Consider the following 19,149-nt stretch of genomic DNA (forward strand, 5'->3'; position numbering starts at 1 on the left):
CGGATGGCTAGGCGTTCTTGTCACCCTCGACGCCGTTGCCGCTCTCGGCTTTCGGCGTCTCGGCGTCCGCGCGCTGCTCGTCGCTCGCCGCGGGCTCGTCCGCCGTCGCCTCGGATTCGGCCTCCGCCGCGTCCGCGTCCAGCGGTTCCACGAACGGATCCGGGATGCGCCCGTTGGACGCCTCGACCAGCGCCGAGAGCCGGTCGTAGCTCACGCCCGGCAGGCTCGCGTCCGAGTCGTCGGCCAGATGCAGTTGCAGCCAGCCACGTTTGGGGATGCGCAGCCCGCGCACGTCCGCCCAGTCGATGTGCCGGCTCGAGAACATGCTCCGGGTGTCGATGCCCGATTCGGAGACCTTCGTCCGGGATCGTTCGATCCACACCGCCAGCGCGATCGGTATGGCGAACAACACCCACAGCACCTTCGGCGCCCCGAAGAACGGGAAAGCCACGGAGAACAGCAGGAGGAAGACCCCGAGATGCGCGAGTCTCGGGAGCCGGATCACGCGACCCGTGTCCGATCCTGAGTCGGGCGTGTGGGACGATCGAGCCGGTGGCACGGACTGATGCGGTGATGACACACCCCCATCCTCGCATTGTGTTGAACGAACCCGAACAACCGCTCTGTCTCACATAATGAGACACACATGGTCAGATGTTTGACTCAGCGGCTCATGCACACATACCGTCGTGCGCGTGAATCGATTCGAGTTGCTCGTAATCGGCCGGCGCGTCCAGCGCTGAGCCGACGACTATAGGTCTATTACGTCAGCTCGCAGCTGCGACGCGCCACCCTCGAACAGCCATGGCTGTCGAGGGCTTTTTTGTGTTCAGGCAAGCCCATGAACTCCGAACGACAGAGCAGTAAGGAACAGACGGTGAGCGCACCTACCGCCCGACCCGGGCCCTCGGCCCGACGGCCCGCGCCCGCGGCCCCCGCGGCCCCGGCTCCGGCCACCCCGAATCGTCGCCAGGTCCCGCCCGAGCGGGTCACCGGCGCGCAGTCTGTTGTCCGCTCCCTCGAGGAGCTCGGCGTCGACACGGTATTCGGTATTCCGGGCGGTGCGATTCTTCCGGTCTACGACCCGCTGTTCGACTCGGTCAAGGTCCGCCACGTGCTGGTTCGCCACGAGCAGGGCGGCGGCCACGCGGCCACCGGCTACGCCCAGGCCACCGGCAAGGTCGGTGTGTGCATGGCCACGTCCGGTCCGGGCGCGACCAACCTGGTGACCCCGATCGCCGACGCGCAGATGGACTCGGTCCCGCTGGTGGCGATCACCGGTCAGGTCGGCCGCAGCCTCATCGGCACCGACGCGTTCCAGGAAGCCGACATCTCCGGCATCACCATGGCGTGTACCAAGCACAACTTCCTGGTGACCGACCCGATCGACATCCCGCGCATGCTCGCCGAGGCGTTCTACCTGGCCGCCTCCGGCCGCCCGGGCGCGGTCCTGGTCGACATCCCCAAGGACGTGCTGCAGGCCCAGACGACCTTCAGCTGGCCGCCGGAGATGCGCCTGCCCGGCTACCGTCCGGTCACCAAGCCGCACGGCAAGCAGGTGCGCGAGGCCGCCCGCATGATCATGGAAGCCAAGGCGCCCGTGCTCTACGTCGGCGGCGGCGTCATCAAGGCCGACGCGCACGCGGAGCTGCTCGAGCTGGCGGAACTGACCGGCATCCCGGTCGTGACCACCCTCATGGCCCGCGGCTCGTTCCCCGACACGCACACCCTGAACATGGGCATGCCCGGCATGCACGGCACCGTCGGCGCCGTCGCGGCCCTGCAGAAGTCGGACCTGCTGATCACCCTCGGCGCGCGTTTCGACGACCGCGTCACCGGTCAGCTGGATTCCTTCGCGCCGCACGCCAAGGTCATCCACGCCGACATCGACCCGGCCGAGATCGGCAAGAACCGGCACGCGGACGTCCCGATCGTGGGTGACTGCCGCGAGGTCATCGCCGAGCTGATCGAGACCCTCAAGTCCGATCCGGCCGCCGGCGACGCGCCGCTGCTGAACCTCACCGAGTGGTGGGCCTACCTGTCCGGCGTGCGCGATCAGTACCCGCTGGGCTGGAAGACCCCGTCCGACGGTTCGCTCTCGCCCGAGTTCGTCATCGAGACCCTGGGCCGGCTCGCCGGTCCCGACGCGATCTACTGTGCGGGCGTGGGCCAGCACCAGATGTGGGCCGCCCAGTTCATCAAGTACGAGAAGCCGCGCACCTGGCTGAACTCCGGTGGCCTGGGCACCATGGGCTACTCGGTCCCGGCCGCCATGGGCGCCAAGATGGGCATGCCGGACCGCGAGGTCTGGGCCATCGACGGCGACGGCTGCTTCCAGATGACCAATCAGGAACTGGCCACCTGCGCCGTCGAGGGCGTGCCGATCAAGGTCGCGCTGATCAACAACGGCAACCTGGGCATGGTCCGCCAGTGGCAGACCCTGTTCTACGAGCAGCGGTACTCCAACACCGATCTGGGCACGCACACCCTGCGCATCCCGGACTTCGTGAAGCTCGCGGAAGCCCTGGGCTGCCACGGCATTCGCGTGGAGAAGGAAGAGGACGTCGAGGCCGCGATCCGCGAGGCGCAGTCGATCAACGACCGGCCCGTGGTGATCGATTTCATCGTCGGCAAGGACGCGCAGGTGTGGCCGATGGTCGCCGCCGGCACCTCCAACGACGAGATCATGGCCGCGCGCGGCATCCGCCCGCTGTTCGACGACGACGAGGCGATCGACGAGCCCGCGGTGATCCACGAGGCCATGTCGCACGAGAAGGCCACGCTCACCGCCCACGAGAAGGCCGCCCAGAAGGGGACCGAGGAATGAGCACGACCCACACCCTCTCCGTGCTGGTGGAGGACAAGCCCGGCGTGCTCGCGCGCGTCGCGTCGCTGTTCTCCCGCCGCGGCTTCAATATCGAGTCGCTCGCCGTCGGCGGTACCGAGATCCCCGAGATCTCGCGTATGACCATCGTCGTCACGGTCGAGGATCTGCCGCTCGAGCAGGTGACCAAGCAGCTCAACAAGCTGGTCAACGTCATCAAGATCGTCGAGCAGGACAACGAGAGCTCGGTTGCCCGCGAACTGATCCTGGTGAAGGTGCGCGCGGACGCGAGTGTGCGCACCCAGGTCATCGAGGCCGTGAACCTGTTCCGCGCCAAGGTGATCGATGTCTCGCCCGACGCGCTCACCATCGAGGCGACCGGTACCCGTTCCAAGCTCGACGCACTGCTGCGCATGATGGAGCCGTACGGCATCCGTGAGATCGTGCAGTCCGGAGTCGTCGCGGTGGGCCGCGGACCCAAGTCCATCACCGCAACTCGCTAGTAACCGGCCGCCCCGGCGGCCAATCGATCGTCATCCCGGCAAGCTGTGCCGGGATACACATAGCTCAGACACAGAATCCAAGAAGGAGAACCCAAAGTGGCAGTCGAGATGTTCTACGACGACGACGCCGACCTGTCGATCATCCAGGGCCGCAAGGTCGCCGTGATCGGCTACGGCAGCCAGGGCCACGCGCACTCGCTGAGCCTGCGCGATTCCGGCGTCGAGGTCCGCGTCGGCCTGACCGAGGGCTCCAAGTCCCGTCCGAAGGCCGAAGAGGCCGGTCTGACCGTCGGCACTCCCGCCGAGGTCGCCGCCTGGGCCGACGTGATCATGGTCCTCGCGCCCGACACCGCGCAGGCGTCGATCTTCACCAACGACATCGAGCCCAACCTCAAGGATGGCGACGCGCTGTTCTTCGGCCACGGCCTGAACATCCACTTCGGTCTGATCAAGGCTCCGGCCAACGTCACCGTCGCCATGGTCGCCCCGAAGGGCCCCGGCCACCTGGTGCGTCGTCAGTACGTCGACGGCAAGGGCGTTCCGGCCCTGATCGCCGTCGATCAGGACCCGAAGGGCGAGGGCCAGGCCCTGGCGCTGTCCTACGCGAAGGCCATCGGCGGCGCGCGCGCCGGCGTCATCAAGACCACCTTCAAGGAAGAGACCGAGACCGACCTGTTCGGTGAGCAGGCCGTGCTCTGCGGTGGCACCGAGGAGCTCGTCAAGACCGGCTTCGAGGTCATGGTCGAGGCCGGCTACGCGCCCGAGATGGCGTACTTCGAGGTCCTGCACGAGCTCAAGCTGATCGTCGACCTCATGTACGAGGGTGGCATCGCCCGCATGAACTACTCGGTGTCCGACACCGCCGAGTTCGGCGGCTACCTGTCGGGCCCGCGCGTCATCGACGCCGGCACCAAGGAGCGCATGAAGGCGATCCTGACCGACATCCAGGACGGCACCTTCGTCAAGCGCCTGGTCGCCAACGTCGAGAACGGCAACACCGAGCTCGAGGGCCTGCGCAAGGCGAACGCCGAGCACCCGATCGAGGTCACCGGCGCCAAGCTGCGCGGCCTGATGAGCTGGGTCGACCGCCCGATCACCGAAACCGCGTAAGGTTTTCTGATCGCTGAAAGGCCCGGCACTCCTGGTGAGTGCCGGGCCTTTCGCGTGTCCGGGGCGGGGAGTGCGTTGCCGCGCAGCTCATCTCAGTGCGCAACTGCCCGCTCCGGAGTGCCGGGTTCGACCCCGGACCGTCCGCGGACCAGCGCGACGCCCGCGGCGACGAGCCAGGTCATGGTCAGCGCGCCCATGGTGGCGGTGGTGCCCCAGCCGTTGGCGGCGTAGAAGTTCGCCGGGGTGTTCCCGAAGAACAGCGACGGCGTGAAGGCGAGATTGACCGCCGCCAGGATGTACGCCGTGCGGGCGGCCCAGCGGGGGAGCAGGGCGGTGCGGTGGATGGCGTACGCGGTGGCGGCGAACATCAGCGCTTCCAGGAAGCGGGAGATGGTGCCGTACAGGATGTAGGTGCCGCTGACGGTGATGGTCGGGTCGATGGGGTCGGGGGCCTGGATCGTCGCGCCGACCTCGAGGCCGGTGGACACGAGAACCATGGCGAGCCAGAGCAATCCGGCGTTGGTGATGATCGCGCCGAGCCAATCCAGTTCGGGCCGTGCGTGTTTGACGAGCTGTCCGAGGCCGGTGAAGAACACCAGCAGGGCCATCATGCCCGCGAGGCCGAACAGGGCGCGGGTCAGGATGTTCCAGTCCGGCGGGGGTCCGGCGTAGACGAAGTAGAGGGGGAGCTGGACGAAGGTGAGCCCGGCGCCGAGCAGGGCGGCGGCCCCGGTCAGGCGGCGGAGGTCGGGAGAAGTAGCCATGTCAGCGATAGTATAAGACTTATACTATAAGGTCTATGCTAAAGTTCGCGGTCGCAGAGTCTGTGATCGGAGGCATCGTTGGCGGACCGTGGGATACCCGATGACCTGGCGCGGCTGTGGCGGCTGAACACCGGCTCCCGGCTGGGCCGACGCGCGGAACTGGACGCGGACAGGATCGTCGCGACGGCCGTCGCGCTGGCCGACCGGGACGGGCCCGCCGGGGCGACGCTCCCGAAAATCGCGGCGGCGCTGAGCGTCACGCCGATGTCGCTGTACCGGCACGTCGGGTCCAAGGACGAACTCGTCGCGCTGATGGGCGACGCCGCCTTCGGGCCGGTGCCGGATTCGCTCGTGGCTCAGGGGGAGTGGCGAACCGACACACGCGCGTGGGCGCTGGCGCAGTGCGCGGTGTTCCGCGCCCACCCGTGGCTCGCGCAGTGGCCCATCACCGGCCCGCCGCGCGGCCCGCACGCCATCGCCTGGATGGACGCGGGTCTGCGCGCGCTGCGCCCGACCGCCTTGGATTGGGGCGCGAAGATCGGTGTGATCACCGTGCTCGGCGGATACGTTCGCCAGGCTTCCGAATTGGACCGCCAACTCCGGGCCAGTTGGACCGCCGCCGCGGTGGACGAGTCACAGGCGCTGCGGAACTACAGCCGGGATCTGACCGGGCTCATCGACGCCGATCGATTTCCCGATGTCGCGGCGCTTTTCGGGTCCGGACTCTTCGATTCGATTCCGGCGGAAGCCGATTCCGGCCCGCCCGATTCCGGGGATTCGATGAGCGAGGACTTCCACTTCGGACTGGAATTGATCCTCGACGGTGTGGCAGCGGCTCTCACGGCCTGATCAGCCCCACGATCCGCCACAACGAAAAGGCCCGGCGCCCCCAACAGGCGCCGGGCCTTTCTCGTAGGTTCAGCTGCTGCCGAACGCTCCGCGCGGCACGAACTGCCGCCAGTTGTTGTCGTCACGCCAGCCCGGCTTGCGATCACCGTCGTCGTGCCAGCGGCCGTGGTGATGGTGATTGCCGTTGTTCGCCCACGGATTGTCGGCGTTCCAGCCGGGCCAGGGGTTGCGATCGTTGCGGTCGGGCCCGTGCGGCCGGGACACCTCGGTGACCTGGGTATCGAGCGGAACATCCGCCAGGGCCGGCGCTGCCGCTGCGGCAAGGGGTACCGCAGCGACCGCGCCCACGATGGCTATCCGAGCAATAATCTTTTGTGCGGAAACAAATTTCGTAGTGCTCATGGACACACACTGTGCCTCATCGAGCTACCGGAAAAACACAGTCCGCAGCAGATTCACAGATAGTTCAGGGCCGGCGTACACCTTCGGGATGAGTCTTCTCCGGGGGTTTCCCTGAATTTCACGGCGCGCCAACCCCACTGGACATTTCGGACACTCGAGGCGATCAGTAGTGCGTGCCGCCGTCGATGCGGATCTCGGTGCCGGTGATGAACGCGCCGTCGTCGGAGGCGAGCATGGCGACCACGCCGGCCACGGTGTCCGGGGAGGCGAAGCCCTGCCCTATGCCGGGCGCGAGCTTCATGAACAGGCTCAGGTCGGCGTCCTCGGGCAGGCCGGGCCCGCGGCCGTCGGTCATGTCGCTGGAGATCGAACCCGGCGCGACGGCGACCACGCGCAGTCCCTGCTTGCTGTACTCGGCGGCCAGCGCGTGCGTCATGGACATGATGCCGCCCTTGGACGCGGCGTAGGCGCTCATGTAGGGGTGCGCGAAGAACGCGGAGGTGGAGGTGAAGTTGACGATCACGCCCTTGTCCGAGGCCAGCAGTGCGGGCAGCGCTTCGCGAATCATGAGGAAGGTGCCGGTGAGGTTCACGGTGATGATCCTGTTGAAGTCGTCGAGGGACATCTCGTGGGTGTGCGCCGAGCGCAGGATGCCCGCGGCGTTGATCAGCGCGTCGATGCCGCCGAGCGTCTCGACGGCGGTGGCCACGCCCGCTCGCACCGACTCCTCGTCGCCGATGTCGATCGCGACGGTCCGCAGTCGATCGGCGTGCCCCTGGTCGGTGGCCTGCTTCGCGGTCTCGGCGAGCCCGGCCTCGTTGATGTCGGCCGCGACGACCTGCCCGCCCTCGGACAGGACCCGGTGCACGGTGGCCCGGCCGATGCCCGAACCCGCGCCGGTGATCAGTACTCGGCGATCGGTGAAACGCTCCATTGCGAACTTCTCCTCTGTCTGTCTCGCCCCGCCCCACTGACTGACACGTTACGCCTGAGTGGCACGTCGTGCCATGCTGGCATCCGAAGACTAGGATGAGTCCGACCACTCACCGAGCAAAGGATCCGCATGCCCGCCTCGGAGCCCGGCCGTCCCTCGCTGGCCGAACGTCGTCGCGCCGAGACGCGCCTGGACATCGCGCGCACCGCCGCGCGCCTGTTCGCCGAACACGGCACCGCCGAGGTCACCGCGGAACAGATCGCCGCGGCGTCGGGGGTGGGCCTGCGCACCTTCTACCGCTACGCGCGCACCAAACAGGACGCCGTCGAGCCGATGCTCACCACCGGCGCGCAGCGCTGGTTCGAGACGATCGCGGCGGGCCCGCGCCGGCTGCCGACCCTCGGCGAACTCGAGGCCGCCGCGGTGCGCGCGCTGAGCATCGCCGACGGCGAGGACTTCGAGCTCACCCGGGGACTGTTGCGCGCCATGGAGAACGACCCCGCGCTGCGGGACGTGTGGCATCGCATCAATCTCGACGGCGAACGCGAATTGCGCACGGTCCTGGCCGAATTGGCCGGTCCGGACGCGGATCCGGTCCGCCTGCGCCTGCTCGCCGCCGCGGCCGCGGGCGCGATTCGCATCGCGCTCGAGGAATGGGCGGTCGCGTCCCCGTCCGATCCGGTCGACCCCGCCGCGCTCGTCGTGCGCTGCATGCGGGCGCTCGGCGCCGGTATCTGATCGGCGTTTCGTCCCCATTCCGCTGGTTTTCGACCGATAAGGTACGCCGAGCGATCTTCTGGCTACCCACTGTCCGTGTCGACCAGCGGAGGCATCGAGTTGCATCGAATCTGTAGTCGCATAACCCTTTCCCTGGCGGCGGTGACGGGCCTGTTCCTGGCCTCGGGCACCGCGGCCGCCGAGCCCGAGCAACTCCCGGTCAATTACTCCGTCGCGCAATGGTTCATCGACGCGAACACCGCGAAGGCCCCGTTCGACCCGCCCGGCGCGAACGACTGGTCCTGCGTCCCCGACGACGCCCACCCCGAACCGGTGGTCCTGGTGCACGGCGTCCTGGGCAACGGCGCGGGCTGGCCCGCCATGGCGCCGCTGCTGCACAACAACGGCTACTGCGTCTACTCGGTCACCTACGGCATCTATCCGAGCCAGAGCGGCGCGATCGCGGGTATGGGCGGTATGGAGCCGATCCCGCAGTCCAGCAACGAGTTACGCGATTTCGTCAACCGGGTCCTGGCCTCGACCGGCGCCTCGAAGGTCAACCTGCTGACCTGGTCCGAGGGCACCCTGGTGGGCGCGCACTACCTGCTGTTCAACGGCGGCGATCAGGTGGTGTCCAAGTCCTTCAACCTCGTGCCGATCTGGGCGGGCACCCACGTCGCGGACCCGGTGGTGAACGCGGCGGCCGGCCTGGGCGTCGACCAGGCCGTCTTCGACGCCTTGCGCCCGATCTGCCAGGGCTGCGTGGACATGCTCCCGGTCTCGGACTTCATCAAGAACCTGCAGGCCGCAGGCGTTTACGCCCCCGGCGTGCAGTACACGAACCTGGTGACCCGCGCCGACACCGAGGTCGTGCCGTACACCAGCGGCGTGCGCGAGGCCCCGAACGCGACGAACATCGTGTTGCAGGACGTCTGCCCGGTGAACTTCGCGGGCCACAACAGCGTGTCGGTGGATCCGACGGTGGCGGCGCTGATGCTGAACACCTTCACCCCGGGGTCGGTGGCCGAAATCCCGTGCGCGCCAAGTCCGAGCCCGTATATCTGAGCCCCTCCGACACACCCGGGATTCGTGTAGATCGGTCAATTGATCGGTTACCCACGCGTATTCGGTAACGCGGCAACCCGAGTCGCGAAACATTGGCTAGAGTGCTCGTTCGGGTGTTACTTGTTCTCCGGGGTGGTTCATGGCGCAGGCGTGGAAGTTCGACGTTCCGACAATCGGGAGCAAACGTCTTCCACCCGACGCGCGCTATATGGAAGCCCTGACCAGTCAGGGATACGGATTCGACGCCGCCATCGCCGATCTGGTCGACAATTCCATCGACGCCGGCGCGCGGGACGTGGTCATCCACTTCCTGCGCGACGGCGATCGACTGGTCAGCCTGCTGATCATCGACGACGGCCGCGGCATGAGCGAGGACGAGCTCGATGTCGCCATGACCGTCGGCGGGCGCCGGGACTACCGCGAGGGCTCGCTCGGCATGTTCGGCACGGGCCTCAAGTCCGCCTCGCTGAGTCACGCCGCGGCGGTGACGGTGGTCAGCCGCACCCGCACCAGCCGCCCCGTGGGCAGGCAGTGGGTGATGGAGCACGCCAAGTCCGGGTTCCAGTGCGACATAGTCGAACCCGGCTACGCCCAGCAGCTGATCGACCGCTACCACGGCAACCCGATCACCTGGCAGGGCACGGTGGTGCGCTGGGACGGGGTGAAGGACTTCCCGCGCAACGGCGGTCTGGAACAGACCGAGCGCTACCTGTCCCGCACGATCAATTCGCTGAGCATGCACCTGGGCCTGCAGCTGCATCGCTACCTGGCGCGCGAGGATTTCAACATCACCATCGCGGTGGAGGACATCACGTCCGGGACGTTGGTCATGGACTTCGGTGTGCTACCGGTGGATCCGTTCGGCTATCCGGTGACCGGCAACCCCGAGTTCCCCCGCACGTTCACCGTGGACCTCCCCGCCGCGGGCCGCACTCAATTGTCCGCCCACATCTGGCCCCCGAAGTCGTCGCTGCCCCAGTTCCGCGCGATCGGTTCGCTGCAGAGCACGCAGGGGTTCTACCTGTATCGCAACGACCGCCTGGTCCAGGCGGGCGGCTGGAACAACTACCGCCAGCCCGAGCAGCATCTGGTGCTGGCACGGGTGGCGGTGGAGCTGCCGCCGGACGCGGGGGACACGTTCCGCCTGACGGTGAAGAAGGACGGCGTGGAGGTGTCGCCGGAGTTCATCGCCGCCCTCGATACGGCCGTGGACGACACCGGCACGAAGTTCTCCGAGTACCTCACCGCCGCCGACCACACCTACCGCGAGGCCCGCAAACGCGCGGGGGTGGAACGCAAGCCGGTGATTCCCCCGGGCAAGGGCCTGGATTCCTCGGTCCGCGAGGCGATCTCCGAGGAGCTCCCGTACCTGATCGGCGAGGAGCCGATAGCTCTGCGCTGGGAGCCCTTCGAGACCGACGCCTTCTTCGACCTGGACCGCGAAGGCCGCGCGATCCTGCTGAACCAGCGCTATCGCGCGGCGATCCTGGGCGGCCGCCGCGGCGGCCTGAACGACGCCCCGGTGATCAAGTCGCTGCTGTATCTGATGCTGCACGAGGTCTTCCAGCGCGAACGCGCCGGGAGCCGAGAGAAGGACACGCTGGCGCTGTGGCAGTCAGTGCTGACGGCGGCGGCGCGGGCCGAGCAGAGTCGACTGGAAGCGTAGGGCGGGGAATCATGAGCAACGACCTTCGAATCGCGCTGCATACGGCGGTTTTGGCCGATATGGCGGGGAGCCGGCCGAAGCGGCTGGAGCGGGCTATGCGGTATCAGGCGGAGGATTTGCCGGGGGCTGAGGTGTTCGCGCGGGAAGAGGACTTCCGTCAGGAAATCCTGCCCGCTAGTGGACAACTCGTCGACATGTGGCGTAAGCAGCTGCGCGCCTGGGACTTCGCGAACTCGGTGGTGTGGTCCGAGGCATCCGCGGCAACGGATGCGCGGCGTGCCGACATCTATCGTCAGCTCGAGCTGGACCCGACCACGGCGAAGCTCCTCGACGCTGCGGCTCCGGTGATCACCGCGCCCAAGCCGGTCGTCATCAGCAGCGAGTTCGTGCCCTGGTACTCGACGCATCAGAGCCGCCCGTTCTACTGGCCGATGTACGCCGAGCTGTTGAGCCGAAAGGGCTGGCCCGACCACGCGATCACGGCGCTCGATATGGCGACCGAGAGTGTGGTGGAACGACTCTCGGATCCGACTCGGCCCGAGGCATATCAGTCCAAGGGGCTCGTGGTCGGCTATGTCCAGTCCGGTAAGACCGCCAACTTCACCGGCGTGATCGCCCGTGCGATGGACGCCGGCTACCGGCTCGTCATCGTTCTGGGCGGCACCCTGAATCTGCTCCGCGACCAAACCCAGCGTCGTCTCGACATGGAACTGGTCGGCCGCGAGAACGTGCTGTGCGGTGCGAGCGAGTTCGAGTCCGACTACGCGGACGACCCGGAGTGGATCCAAAGGAACTTCATCGAGTTCGGTGCCGCGCCCTCGGTGCTCGGGGGCTTCGACATACACCGACTCACCACCCGCTACGACGACTACAAGAGCCTGCTGCAGGGCATCGTCGCCCTGGAATTCGAGAAGCAGGAGCCCGCCCTGCCGCTCTACGACCCGGTGAACCTGCACCGTGCCTCGGCCCGGCTCATGGTGGTGAAGAAGAACAAGTCGGTGCTGGCCAAACTGGTCAAAGACCTCAACAAGATTCGGACTCCACTGGATCAGATTCCCGTTCTGATCATCGATGACGAGTCCGACGAGGCCTCGGTCAACACCTCCAAGCCCAAACCCGACGGCGATCGAACCGCCATCAACGAGAAGATCTCCCAGTTGCTCAGCCTGCTGCCGCGGGCGCAGTACGTGGGTTACACGGCCACCCCGTACGCGAATGTCTTCGTCGACCCGAGTGACAGCGCGGATATCTTCCCCAAGGACTTCATCATCTCCTTGGAGCGCCCGAACGGGTACATGGGCGCGGCCGACTTCCACGACCTGGATTCGGTTGACTCCGAGGAGATTCGCACGGTCGCGGACTCGAACGAACTGGCTCACGTTCGCGACGTCGTGGTCACCGACGATGACGACACCGGACCGCTGCGCCGCGCCATGGACATGTTCGTCCTGACCGCGGCCATGAAGCTCTATCGCGCCGAGGTCGAGGGTGTCGGCCTGGACCGCTACCGCCACCACACCATGCTGATTCACGAGTCCAACTGGGTGGAGTCGCACCGCGAACTGCTCGGCCGGGTCACCCAACTGTGGTGGAAGGCAGGCTATTCCAGCGCCGCGGGCTTCGAACGACTGCGTGAGCTCTTCGACACCGACCTGGCTCCCGTGTCCGCGGTTCGCGCGGCAGGCCATGCCGTACCCGCGAGCTTCGACGACCTCCAACGCTTCATCGGCCCGGCGGTCATGAACATCGGCGGTGACCAGCAGCCGATCATCGTGGTCAACGGCGACAAGGACATCGAGACCGGCACGGCTGATTTCGACCGCCGCTCGATCTGGAAGATCCTGATCGGCGGCCAGAAGCTCTCCCGAGGCTTCACCGTGGAAGGCCTGACCGTCACCTACTTCCGCCGCCGCGCCTCGAATGCCTCGGCCCTGATGCAGATGGGCCGCTGGTTCGGCTTCCGCAAGGGCTACCGAGATCTGGTGCGGCTGTACATCGGTCGCGAGGAGGAGCACGGGAAGCAGGGGATCGATCTCTACAAGGCTTTCGAGGCGGTGTGCCTGGACGAGGAGTCGTTCCGCAACGAGCTGCGGCAGTACGCGGAGGCGGTGGACGGTGTGCCACAGGTGACTCCGGCGCAGGTGCCGCCGCTGGTGTCCCAGCATCATCCGTTGTTGAAGCCGACGACGGCCAACAAGATGTTCAACGCGAAGCTGGTGGAGATTCAAAGCGCCGGCCGCTGGGAGGAGCCGACCGCCTACCCCGACAAGGTCGCGGACCTGCGCCACAACTCCAAGCTCTGGCTCCCGGTCCTGGAGTCCCTGTCCGTCGAAACCCGCCCTCTCGCCTACCACTTCGGCGACGAACTCGGCACCCACGCGTTCACCGCCCGGGTCGGCGCACTCTCCGCCGCGGCGGCACTGGCCCTCTTCGAGTCTCTCCGCTGGTGTGCCCCCAGCCAGTTCGAGCCCCACTTGGCCTACCTTCGCGAGATCACGAACCGCGGCATGGTCGACGACTGGACGGTACTGGCACCCCAGCACAACCGGGCGGGCAGACGAATCAGCCTCGGCTCGAATGCATCCGACGTCTCCTGGTTCGAACGCGACCGGCGTCGCGCTCCGCTGTTCGGCGCCATCAGCGATCCCAAGCATCGCGGGGTGGCGCTGCGCATCGCCGGTGCCCTGGGCGACTCGGACGATGTCGGCACCGAACGCCTCATAGCCGACCGTCGAGGCGCGATCACGCTGTATCCGATGATCGAGCCCGACGCCCGCGCCGACGCTAACCGGGCGGGCACGATCGATGTGGGGCGGATCGTGATGGGCTTCGGTTTCGTGGCACCAGCCACGGCTCGGACGTTGGGTGATCGGACCGTTCGATTCACGACTCATGATTCACGCAACAATGCGCCAATCATCGATGCGTAGTGTGCCAACCGGATACGTACTGTCCAGTGCGCTGCGGCACCTAACTGGCGCAAACTCGGAGGGTGATCCGATCCGACGACGAATCTGACGAGTCGATGTGACGTGGGTCTCCGTTGTTCCGGGGAACGTGCCACTAAATCGACCCACGATGGGCTGTGCTTAATTGCCAGCCGTTGACTAGGATGCCATGTCATGCCACCTGACGTCACTGATCCGAAGCAAGTCAAGATGGTCGATCTCTTCGCGGGACCTGGCGGCTTGGATGTCGGGGCGCAGTGGCTTGGTGTCCCAGTGACAGGTATCGAGTTCGACGAAAACGCCTGTGCTACGCGGCGTGCGGCCGGGCTGGGTACCGTTCAAGCAGATGTTCGTCACTGCAAGCCTGACACTTATCTTACGGAGACGGTTCTCACTGGTGGACCGCCCTGTCAAACGTACTCGGTGGCGGGCGCAGGTGCAGGTCGGGAAGCACTGGACCAGGTACGGATGTTCGTCAAGCGCATGGGCGCCGAAGACAAAACCGTCGATGACGACATCGCGCAGCTGAAGGACGAGCGGACAGGTTTGGTACTCGAGCCTCTGAAGTGGGCTCTTCAGTCGATGAAGCTTGGTCATCCTTTCCAAACAATTGTTCTGGAACAGGTCCCGACCGTGCTTCCGGTCTGGGAAGAGTACGCCGAGGTTCTCGAGTCCAGGGGATACCGGGCCGATGCGCGAGTCCTGTGCACTGAGGAGTTCGGCGTTCCTCAGACGCGTCGCCGCGCAGTGCTCATAGCCAACCTTGAGCGACAGCCATTGTGGCCCAAGGCAACTCATCGCAAGTTCGATCGAACGGTAGGGGAGCCTGATGGAGACCGACGACGGTGGGTTTCTATGGGAAAGGCCTTAGGCCGCAAGGACAAGTTCGTGGTTGTCTCCAACTACGGCACCGGGGGTGATCCTAAGGCCCGCGGCCGTCGATCTTCAGACGAACCGGCCTTCACTGTTACAGGGAAAGTATCTCGGAATCGTATGGTTGACCAGGATGACAACTATATTGGTCACCTTAAGATCGAAGACGCGGGACGTTTGCAGACTTTCCCACGTGACTACCCTTGGTCCGGAAATGACATTGCTCAGCAGATAGGTAACGCGATTCCGCCTCGCCTGGCTGCTCATATTCTTGGTGCAGCTATATTTGGCAAGCAACCGGATGAAAAACTTCTCGACAAGGCGGTGGCCGGCACCTGGAAGGCTGCTAGGCGGGGTGACTACCGGCTGATTCCTGGATTTCCGGCAGAAGCCGAACAGCACGAGCCGCTCACCTTGTTTGAAGAATCTGGGTCGATGCCAGTGCAGTGCTAAATCTCGGGAAGTCGCATTACTTCGGAAACTAGGTCCTCATATGAGCGAACTCGCCGCTGTGAAACCATCCGTTCGAGTAGGACTCTCGGGCGCCAAGGCTCGCCTTTGTTTTTTTCGATCGATTCGGCTGCGCTACGCAATTGGGGAAGTGCTAGGTGGTAGACGCAGTCGACTGATCCTGAACCGTATGCAATCAGTTTTAGCATCGAGGGTCGTGGTTCCATTGTTAATACCGCGTAGTGTGGCATATGTCCATGACGCATGCTGACAAGTTTCGATCCCTGTGAGATGCAATCCTGGGCGCGGTCGGTTCGAAGTGACCATTTGGAAGAAAGGCCGATCAAAAGACGATCCTCGGCGTTTTTCGTAGATAAAGTGATGTCGATCTTGAGCATTGACTCTTCTGGCATTAAATCCAGGAGCTGCGATACGTGGCTATGATTGTATGCGATATCGGATTCTGATTCTTTAAGCATCTCCAGCGCGGCGGTTAGTACCTTGGATTTGGGTAGTTGCTCAATAGACCTTGCTATCTGTGTCAGACGTTCATTCGGACTCTTGTATGCATCTCGAAATTTAGAGAACACATCGAGGTGCCGATACTGCTCAAATTTCGAAGCGGGCTGCGAAATTAGTACCTGCAGGTCTGGTCGCAACGTCGCAAGATGGTCTGCTGCGGCCTTTTCCATGGCACTTCCGACGCTCGGGACCTCCGATGTGCCGGGTTTAATCGAAAGTGCATCGAAAAGCGCGTTTCCCCAAGTAATAGAACCCTTGTCGTTGCTGTCTGATGTTGAGGGATGGCCAGTCTTATCGCGGTATCCGCATAGTGAAGCCGTAAAAGGGGCGGTCATGGTCCAAGTATGACATCCGGACTGATTTCTGGCCGGCTCTCAGGGGTGATTGGGTCCGCCCGGTCTATGATTCGATCCAGGGAGCATGCTGTTCGGGATCGTCCGCCGAAGCGACAGCGTAGTATCGGCCTTCTAACAATGCCGCTGGTCGTTCGACAGTTGGACCCGGTACCTCGATGAGGCGTACAGCTATGAAGGTACCTTTCTCGATTTTTGGCAGACCGAGCTGCCCTGCCACGACTGGGCCTTGCCTTTGATGTCCAACCAAGACGATTCCTTTTGCACGCAACTGATTGCGTGCATCGCGGCACCGCTTCATTCCGTCTGCTTGTCGAGCGACTGTGATTGCGGTTGTTCGATCGATGATTGTTCCTTGAACCCGTTTGATAAGCTCGTTTATTCGCTGTTGCCCGGAGGAGGGGCGCATGATTTCCTCGACAGTTCCGGGATCGAGTTGGAGAAGTAGATTTCGAGGCAGCGGTGCGTTGAAGGCGAGCCACCGTATGTCAGCACGGCCAGTTTTATTGAGTGTAGTTTTGTTGTCTTTGTTCCGTCCTTGATTTAGTGAGCTTGGTTTGATTCGGACGATTCCGGCGCTGAATAGGCCCAGCCGATCGTTCGCTGTAGTAAGTAGGCACAGATGCCCCTCGGCTTCGCTGGGTATGCTCCAACTTCCATTTATCGAAAATTTGGAATCGACTTGATGTCCCTCTATTCGATAGTCCATCTCCTTTTGTCCTCCCCGTTCGAGACCGAATTCTGATCGAATTAATATTTCAACCTTGGTCCCGAGGTAGGTCTTTTCTGTCTTCTCAAGAAGGTCGATATCGAACCGCCCCGTTCGCTGGCCATCGAGCACCTCATCGAATGATTGCCGAAGTGCGGCACCCATGCGGGACTGCATTTCTTTCTGATCATGGAACCAGTCCGTTACGATCTGGAGACCAATATCGTCGGCGGAAGATGCCTGTACTCCTTTGGAAGGGATGGGGAACAGTGAGCCTTCGTCATCGATCATGCATTTAATCTAGTCGAGGTCAGCGGCGTTCCGCATCTAGAACGGGCCAATTCCAAATGCGTGATGCTACTTGGGTCGTCACCACATGATCCGATATTCGGTCAGGAAGAGAGTTCTCCTGTTCGTCGATGTCGCGATCCCGAACCCCCGGTCGGGTTCATGACACGCAGATTGGCTGCTCAAGCGCTGCAAACGCGTCGAACGGGCCCTGGCTTCAGGTTCTGGCGACCACCATCTTCCCGACGGCAGCCACAAATTGGGTGGCGCAGTGCTATGCCACCGACCGCGCGCACCGGTCGGCCTGCCGTTGACCCGGTGTGGTCGGAGCTGGCGCGGATTCACGAGGCAAAGAACCCAGGTATGCCGTCGGATGGATTGCCGATGAGTAGCCCTCGATCCAGGAAGCCGTTCATGGTTTCGCAGCTTGTCTCGGGGAGCAGGACACACGCGTGACAGGCCGCGAGATTCAAACCGTTGGCGCCACTGGCGGCGACCTCCATACAGAGTGGATCATGCGAGCACCAAGCTGTCCGATCGAGCGCCGATCGCAGTGTCTTGGACAGTCTCTCCGGCTCTCCCTGTGCGACCACACCTCCAAGGCTTCCGGCCGAATCACTGGTCGCTGTGTAGATCAGCACACCGGCCATGGTGTCGTCGGAGTAGAGGCGCTCGCGCAGCGCCGAGGCCGGATACCCGCCGTCCAGACTCCATTCGGTGATAAGCGCGTGTGCCAGCGTGTGCAGGAGTATCAACCTTGGGGTTACCGGGGATTCGATGGCTGTGGCTGCCGTGTTCTTACCCGCGCGTTCACGCAAGAGCGCGAGATGATTCCGGCGAATCTTCTCTCCTTGCTCGGCGACCAGTGAGTTCGCCTCCCAGTTCGACAGTCGTGCCTCATCAAGTCGGAGAAATACTCCTTCACCCATCACCTCTATGGCTGGGAGCCAGTCCACATTCCGCAGCGAGAGTTTGGCGTAGCGCTCCTCGCGATCAGTAGAGCTGGGCAGCTCGCCGCGAACAAAGGAGGATAGGGCACGGACCTCCCGCAGCCTCTTGACGAGCATGCTGCCTTCCAGCCCGAGCTCCCGAAGCTGCCGCTGACTTCCCAGGGGCGGCTCGCAGACGAACGACTGTAGTGCGGCCGAATGCTTCTCGGGCTTGCCTTTCACCAGATGCTCGTACTCCTGGTGGCGAAGTCTGCTGTGCGACTTGGCGACTGGAACTTCGCTCTCGCTGTTTCTGCTGTCCTCCTCTGCGGCCGCGTGAACGACGTCGATTACATCCTCGACCGTGGCGTCGACACTCGACAGGAGTCCTGGTCGCTGAGAGAAGAACCATCGAATAGTGTCGTCGCTTGCACCGAAAAGCTTGTGCTTCTCTACAAGCGCAGGCACACCTTCGCCCCAAGGTGGAATCGACAGCGCGCTGTTCATGATTGGATGCCATGTCGATGAGGATCCACGCTGCATCGCCCGCGGCGGCTGATCACAGGGCCCTCGGTCCGAACCGCTCAACCAGGGGCGTCGCCCCTCGCATCTGATACCGAGATCCTTGAGAGACTTCGCACGGAAAGCACCCTCCATCGATACCTCGGGAACTCCGCAACTGCATCGGACGACGACCGAACGAAGCGAGGCGGTGCTGCCGTCAGAGTGCAGTGTCAGCTTCCCACCGCACAGCCCGGCACGTTCGACGCCGCGGTGGACCCACTTCCAGAACGGGAAGTCCTCGATGTGGCCGTTGTCGCAAGCCAGCACGAAGCGTGAGGGGACAAGCTCTTCCGAACAGTCCTGGCATCGAGCTGACCCTGGCTCCGAGTTGAACTTCGAATAGGGCTGGAGGGCATGGCACGTTGGGCAGGAATAGAATTCGGGAAAGCGACGAGCGCGCACACCGTCTGTCCCGCGGTCGGGGTCTGGCGCCGGCGGAAGTCGGAAGGATCGCACGCCCAAGATTTGCCCGAGCCTGCGTTCAAAGATTTCCGGGGCTGTGCTGATATCCCAAGAGTCAAGGCCTGCGACAATGAACGACTCGTTATCGATGGCCACCAATGAGCCCACGCCATAAGTCGTGACGAGTTGCGTTCGGCGTACGTCACCGAGTTTTCTCGCAGTGGGCGCGGGCGTGCCGGCGGCGCGGCGGCGTCTGGGTGGGGGTGTCACCAGAGAG

At 64.3% G+C, this 19,149-nt stretch carries 16 protein-coding genes; 9 read left to right on the forward strand and 7 right to left on the reverse strand.

Annotated features, from left to right (window positions below; genetic code table 11):
- Positions 1–7: 7 nt before the first annotated feature.
- A complete protein-coding gene (locus ACWIGI_RS17300) occupies positions 8–505 on the reverse strand; it encodes a PH domain-containing protein (protein WP_454203383.1) in 498 nt (165 codons plus the stop codon).
- A 372-nt stretch (positions 506–877) separates the two neighbouring features.
- Between ACWIGI_RS17300 and ACWIGI_RS17305 the strand changes: the two genes are divergently transcribed.
- The 3 genes from ACWIGI_RS17305 (at position 878) to ilvC (ending at position 4,437) form a co-directional block, all read left to right on the forward strand.
- Positions 878–2,827, forward strand: coding sequence for an acetolactate synthase large subunit (locus tag ACWIGI_RS17305; RefSeq protein WP_454203384.1), 1,950 nt, complete (start codon positions 878–880; stop codon positions 2,825–2,827).
- The gene (ilvN, locus tag ACWIGI_RS17310; RefSeq protein WP_454203385.1) at positions 2,824–3,327 is read left to right on the forward strand and encodes an acetolactate synthase small subunit; all 504 of its coding nucleotides are present in this window, start codon (positions 2,824–2,826) and stop codon (positions 3,325–3,327) included. The genes ACWIGI_RS17305 and ilvN overlap by 4 nt, the downstream gene beginning before the upstream one ends.
- A gap of 108 nt (positions 3,328–3,435) precedes the next feature.
- Positions 3,436–4,437 (forward strand): ketol-acid reductoisomerase, encoded by a 1,002-nt coding sequence (gene ilvC / locus ACWIGI_RS17315; RefSeq protein WP_454203415.1) that lies wholly within the window; start codon positions 3,436–3,438, stop codon positions 4,435–4,437.
- A 92-nt stretch (positions 4,438–4,529) separates the two neighbouring features.
- On the opposite strand, the gene ACWIGI_RS17320 is transcribed toward ilvC, so the two are convergent.
- On the reverse strand, positions 4,530–5,201 hold the full coding sequence (locus ACWIGI_RS17320) for a hypothetical protein (protein ID WP_454203386.1): 672 nt from the start codon (positions 5,199–5,201) through the stop codon (positions 4,530–4,532).
- 78 nt (positions 5,202–5,279) lie between these two features.
- On the opposite strand from ACWIGI_RS17320, the gene ACWIGI_RS17325 reads away from it, so the two are divergent.
- Entirely contained in the window at positions 5,280–6,050 is a 771-nt protein-coding gene (locus tag ACWIGI_RS17325) for a TetR/AcrR family transcriptional regulator (protein WP_454203387.1), read from the forward strand.
- Positions 6,051–6,119: 69 nt separating this feature from the next.
- On the opposite strand, the gene ACWIGI_RS17330 is transcribed toward ACWIGI_RS17325, so the two are convergent.
- Together ACWIGI_RS17330 and ACWIGI_RS17335 are read right to left on the reverse strand one after the other, a co-directional pair.
- Positions 6,120–6,398, reverse strand: coding sequence for a hypothetical protein (locus ACWIGI_RS17330; RefSeq protein ID WP_454203388.1), 279 nt, complete (start codon positions 6,396–6,398; stop codon positions 6,120–6,122).
- Between the two features lie 217 nt (positions 6,399–6,615).
- The gene (locus ACWIGI_RS17335; protein WP_454203389.1) at positions 6,616–7,386 is read right to left on the reverse strand and encodes an SDR family NAD(P)-dependent oxidoreductase; all 771 of its coding nucleotides are present in this window, start codon (positions 7,384–7,386) and stop codon (positions 6,616–6,618) included.
- Positions 7,387–7,515: 129 nt separating this feature from the next.
- Between ACWIGI_RS17335 and ACWIGI_RS17340 the strand changes: the two genes are divergently transcribed.
- From ACWIGI_RS17340 to ACWIGI_RS17360, 5 genes are all read left to right on the forward strand, one after another.
- A complete protein-coding gene (locus tag ACWIGI_RS17340) occupies positions 7,516–8,124 on the forward strand; it encodes a TetR/AcrR family transcriptional regulator (protein WP_454203390.1) in 609 nt (202 codons plus the stop codon).
- A 75-nt stretch (positions 8,125–8,199) separates the two neighbouring features.
- A complete protein-coding gene (locus ACWIGI_RS17345) occupies positions 8,200–9,168 on the forward strand; it encodes a lipase family alpha/beta hydrolase (RefSeq protein ID WP_454203391.1) in 969 nt (322 codons plus the stop codon).
- 139 nt (positions 9,169–9,307) lie between these two features.
- Positions 9,308–10,834 (forward strand): ATP-binding protein, encoded by a 1,527-nt coding sequence (locus ACWIGI_RS17350; RefSeq protein WP_454203392.1) that lies wholly within the window; start codon positions 9,308–9,310, stop codon positions 10,832–10,834.
- A gap of 95 nt (positions 10,835–10,929) precedes the next feature.
- Positions 10,930–13,764, forward strand: a complete 2,835-nt coding sequence (locus ACWIGI_RS17355) for a Z1 domain-containing protein (protein ID WP_454203393.1) — start codon at positions 10,930–10,932, stop codon at positions 13,762–13,764.
- Positions 13,765–13,956: 192 nt separating this feature from the next.
- Positions 13,957–15,108 (forward strand): DNA cytosine methyltransferase, encoded by a 1,152-nt coding sequence (locus ACWIGI_RS17360; protein WP_454203394.1) that lies wholly within the window; start codon positions 13,957–13,959, stop codon positions 15,106–15,108.
- Here ACWIGI_RS17360 and ACWIGI_RS17365 read toward each other — a convergent pair.
- The 3 genes from ACWIGI_RS17365 to drmB all read right to left on the reverse strand — a co-directional run bounded on the left by ACWIGI_RS17365 (position 15,105) and on the right by drmB (position 19,142).
- Positions 15,105–15,962: an NgoMIV family type II restriction endonuclease gene (locus ACWIGI_RS17365; protein ID WP_454203395.1), complete on the reverse strand. Its 858-nt coding sequence runs from the start codon at positions 15,960–15,962 to the stop codon at positions 15,105–15,107. The genes ACWIGI_RS17360 and ACWIGI_RS17365 overlap by 4 nt on opposite strands.
- Before the next feature lie 64 nt (positions 15,963–16,026).
- Complete coding sequence (locus ACWIGI_RS17370) at positions 16,027–16,980, reverse strand: NaeI family type II restriction endonuclease (protein WP_454203396.1); 954 nt, start codon at positions 16,978–16,980, stop codon at positions 16,027–16,029.
- 338 nt (positions 16,981–17,318) lie between these two features.
- Positions 17,319–19,142 (reverse strand): DrmB family protein, encoded by a 1,824-nt coding sequence (gene drmB / locus ACWIGI_RS17375; protein ID WP_454203397.1) that lies wholly within the window; start codon positions 19,140–19,142, stop codon positions 17,319–17,321.
- Positions 19,143–19,149: the final 7 nt, after the last annotated feature.

Source organism: Nocardia sp. NPDC055321 (assembly GCF_053645575.1).

Excerpts from the sequence above, each read along its gene's own strand:
- ilvN (WP_454203385.1), top strand. The coding sequence starts at position 2,824 with ATGAGCACGACCCACACCCTCTCCGTGCTGGTGGAGGACAAGCCCGGC.
- ilvC (WP_454203415.1), top strand. The coding sequence starts at position 3,436 with ATGTTCTACGACGACGACGCCGACCTGTCGATCATCCAGGGCCGCAAG.
- ACWIGI_RS17320 (WP_454203386.1), bottom strand. The coding sequence starts at position 5,201 with ATGGCTACTTCTCCCGACCTCCGCCGCCTGACCGGGGCCGCCGCCCTG.
- ACWIGI_RS17335 (WP_454203389.1), bottom strand. The coding sequence starts at position 7,386 with ATGGAGCGTTTCACCGATCGCCGAGTACTGATCACCGGCGCGGGTTCG.
- ACWIGI_RS17340 (WP_454203390.1), top strand. The coding sequence starts at position 7,516 with ATGCCCGCCTCGGAGCCCGGCCGTCCCTCGCTGGCCGAACGTCGTCGC.
- ACWIGI_RS17350 (WP_454203392.1), top strand. The coding sequence starts at position 9,308 with ATGGCGCAGGCGTGGAAGTTCGACGTTCCGACAATCGGGAGCAAACGT.
- ACWIGI_RS17355 (WP_454203393.1), top strand. The coding sequence starts at position 10,930 with ATGCGGTATCAGGCGGAGGATTTGCCGGGGGCTGAGGTGTTCGCGCGG.
- ACWIGI_RS17360 (WP_454203394.1), top strand. The coding sequence starts at position 13,957 with ATGCCACCTGACGTCACTGATCCGAAGCAAGTCAAGATGGTCGATCTC.
- ACWIGI_RS17365 (WP_454203395.1), bottom strand. The coding sequence starts at position 15,962 with ATGACCGCCCCTTTTACGGCTTCACTATGCGGATACCGCGATAAGACT.
- ACWIGI_RS17370 (WP_454203396.1), bottom strand. The coding sequence starts at position 16,980 with ATGATCGATGACGAAGGCTCACTGTTCCCCATCCCTTCCAAAGGAGTA.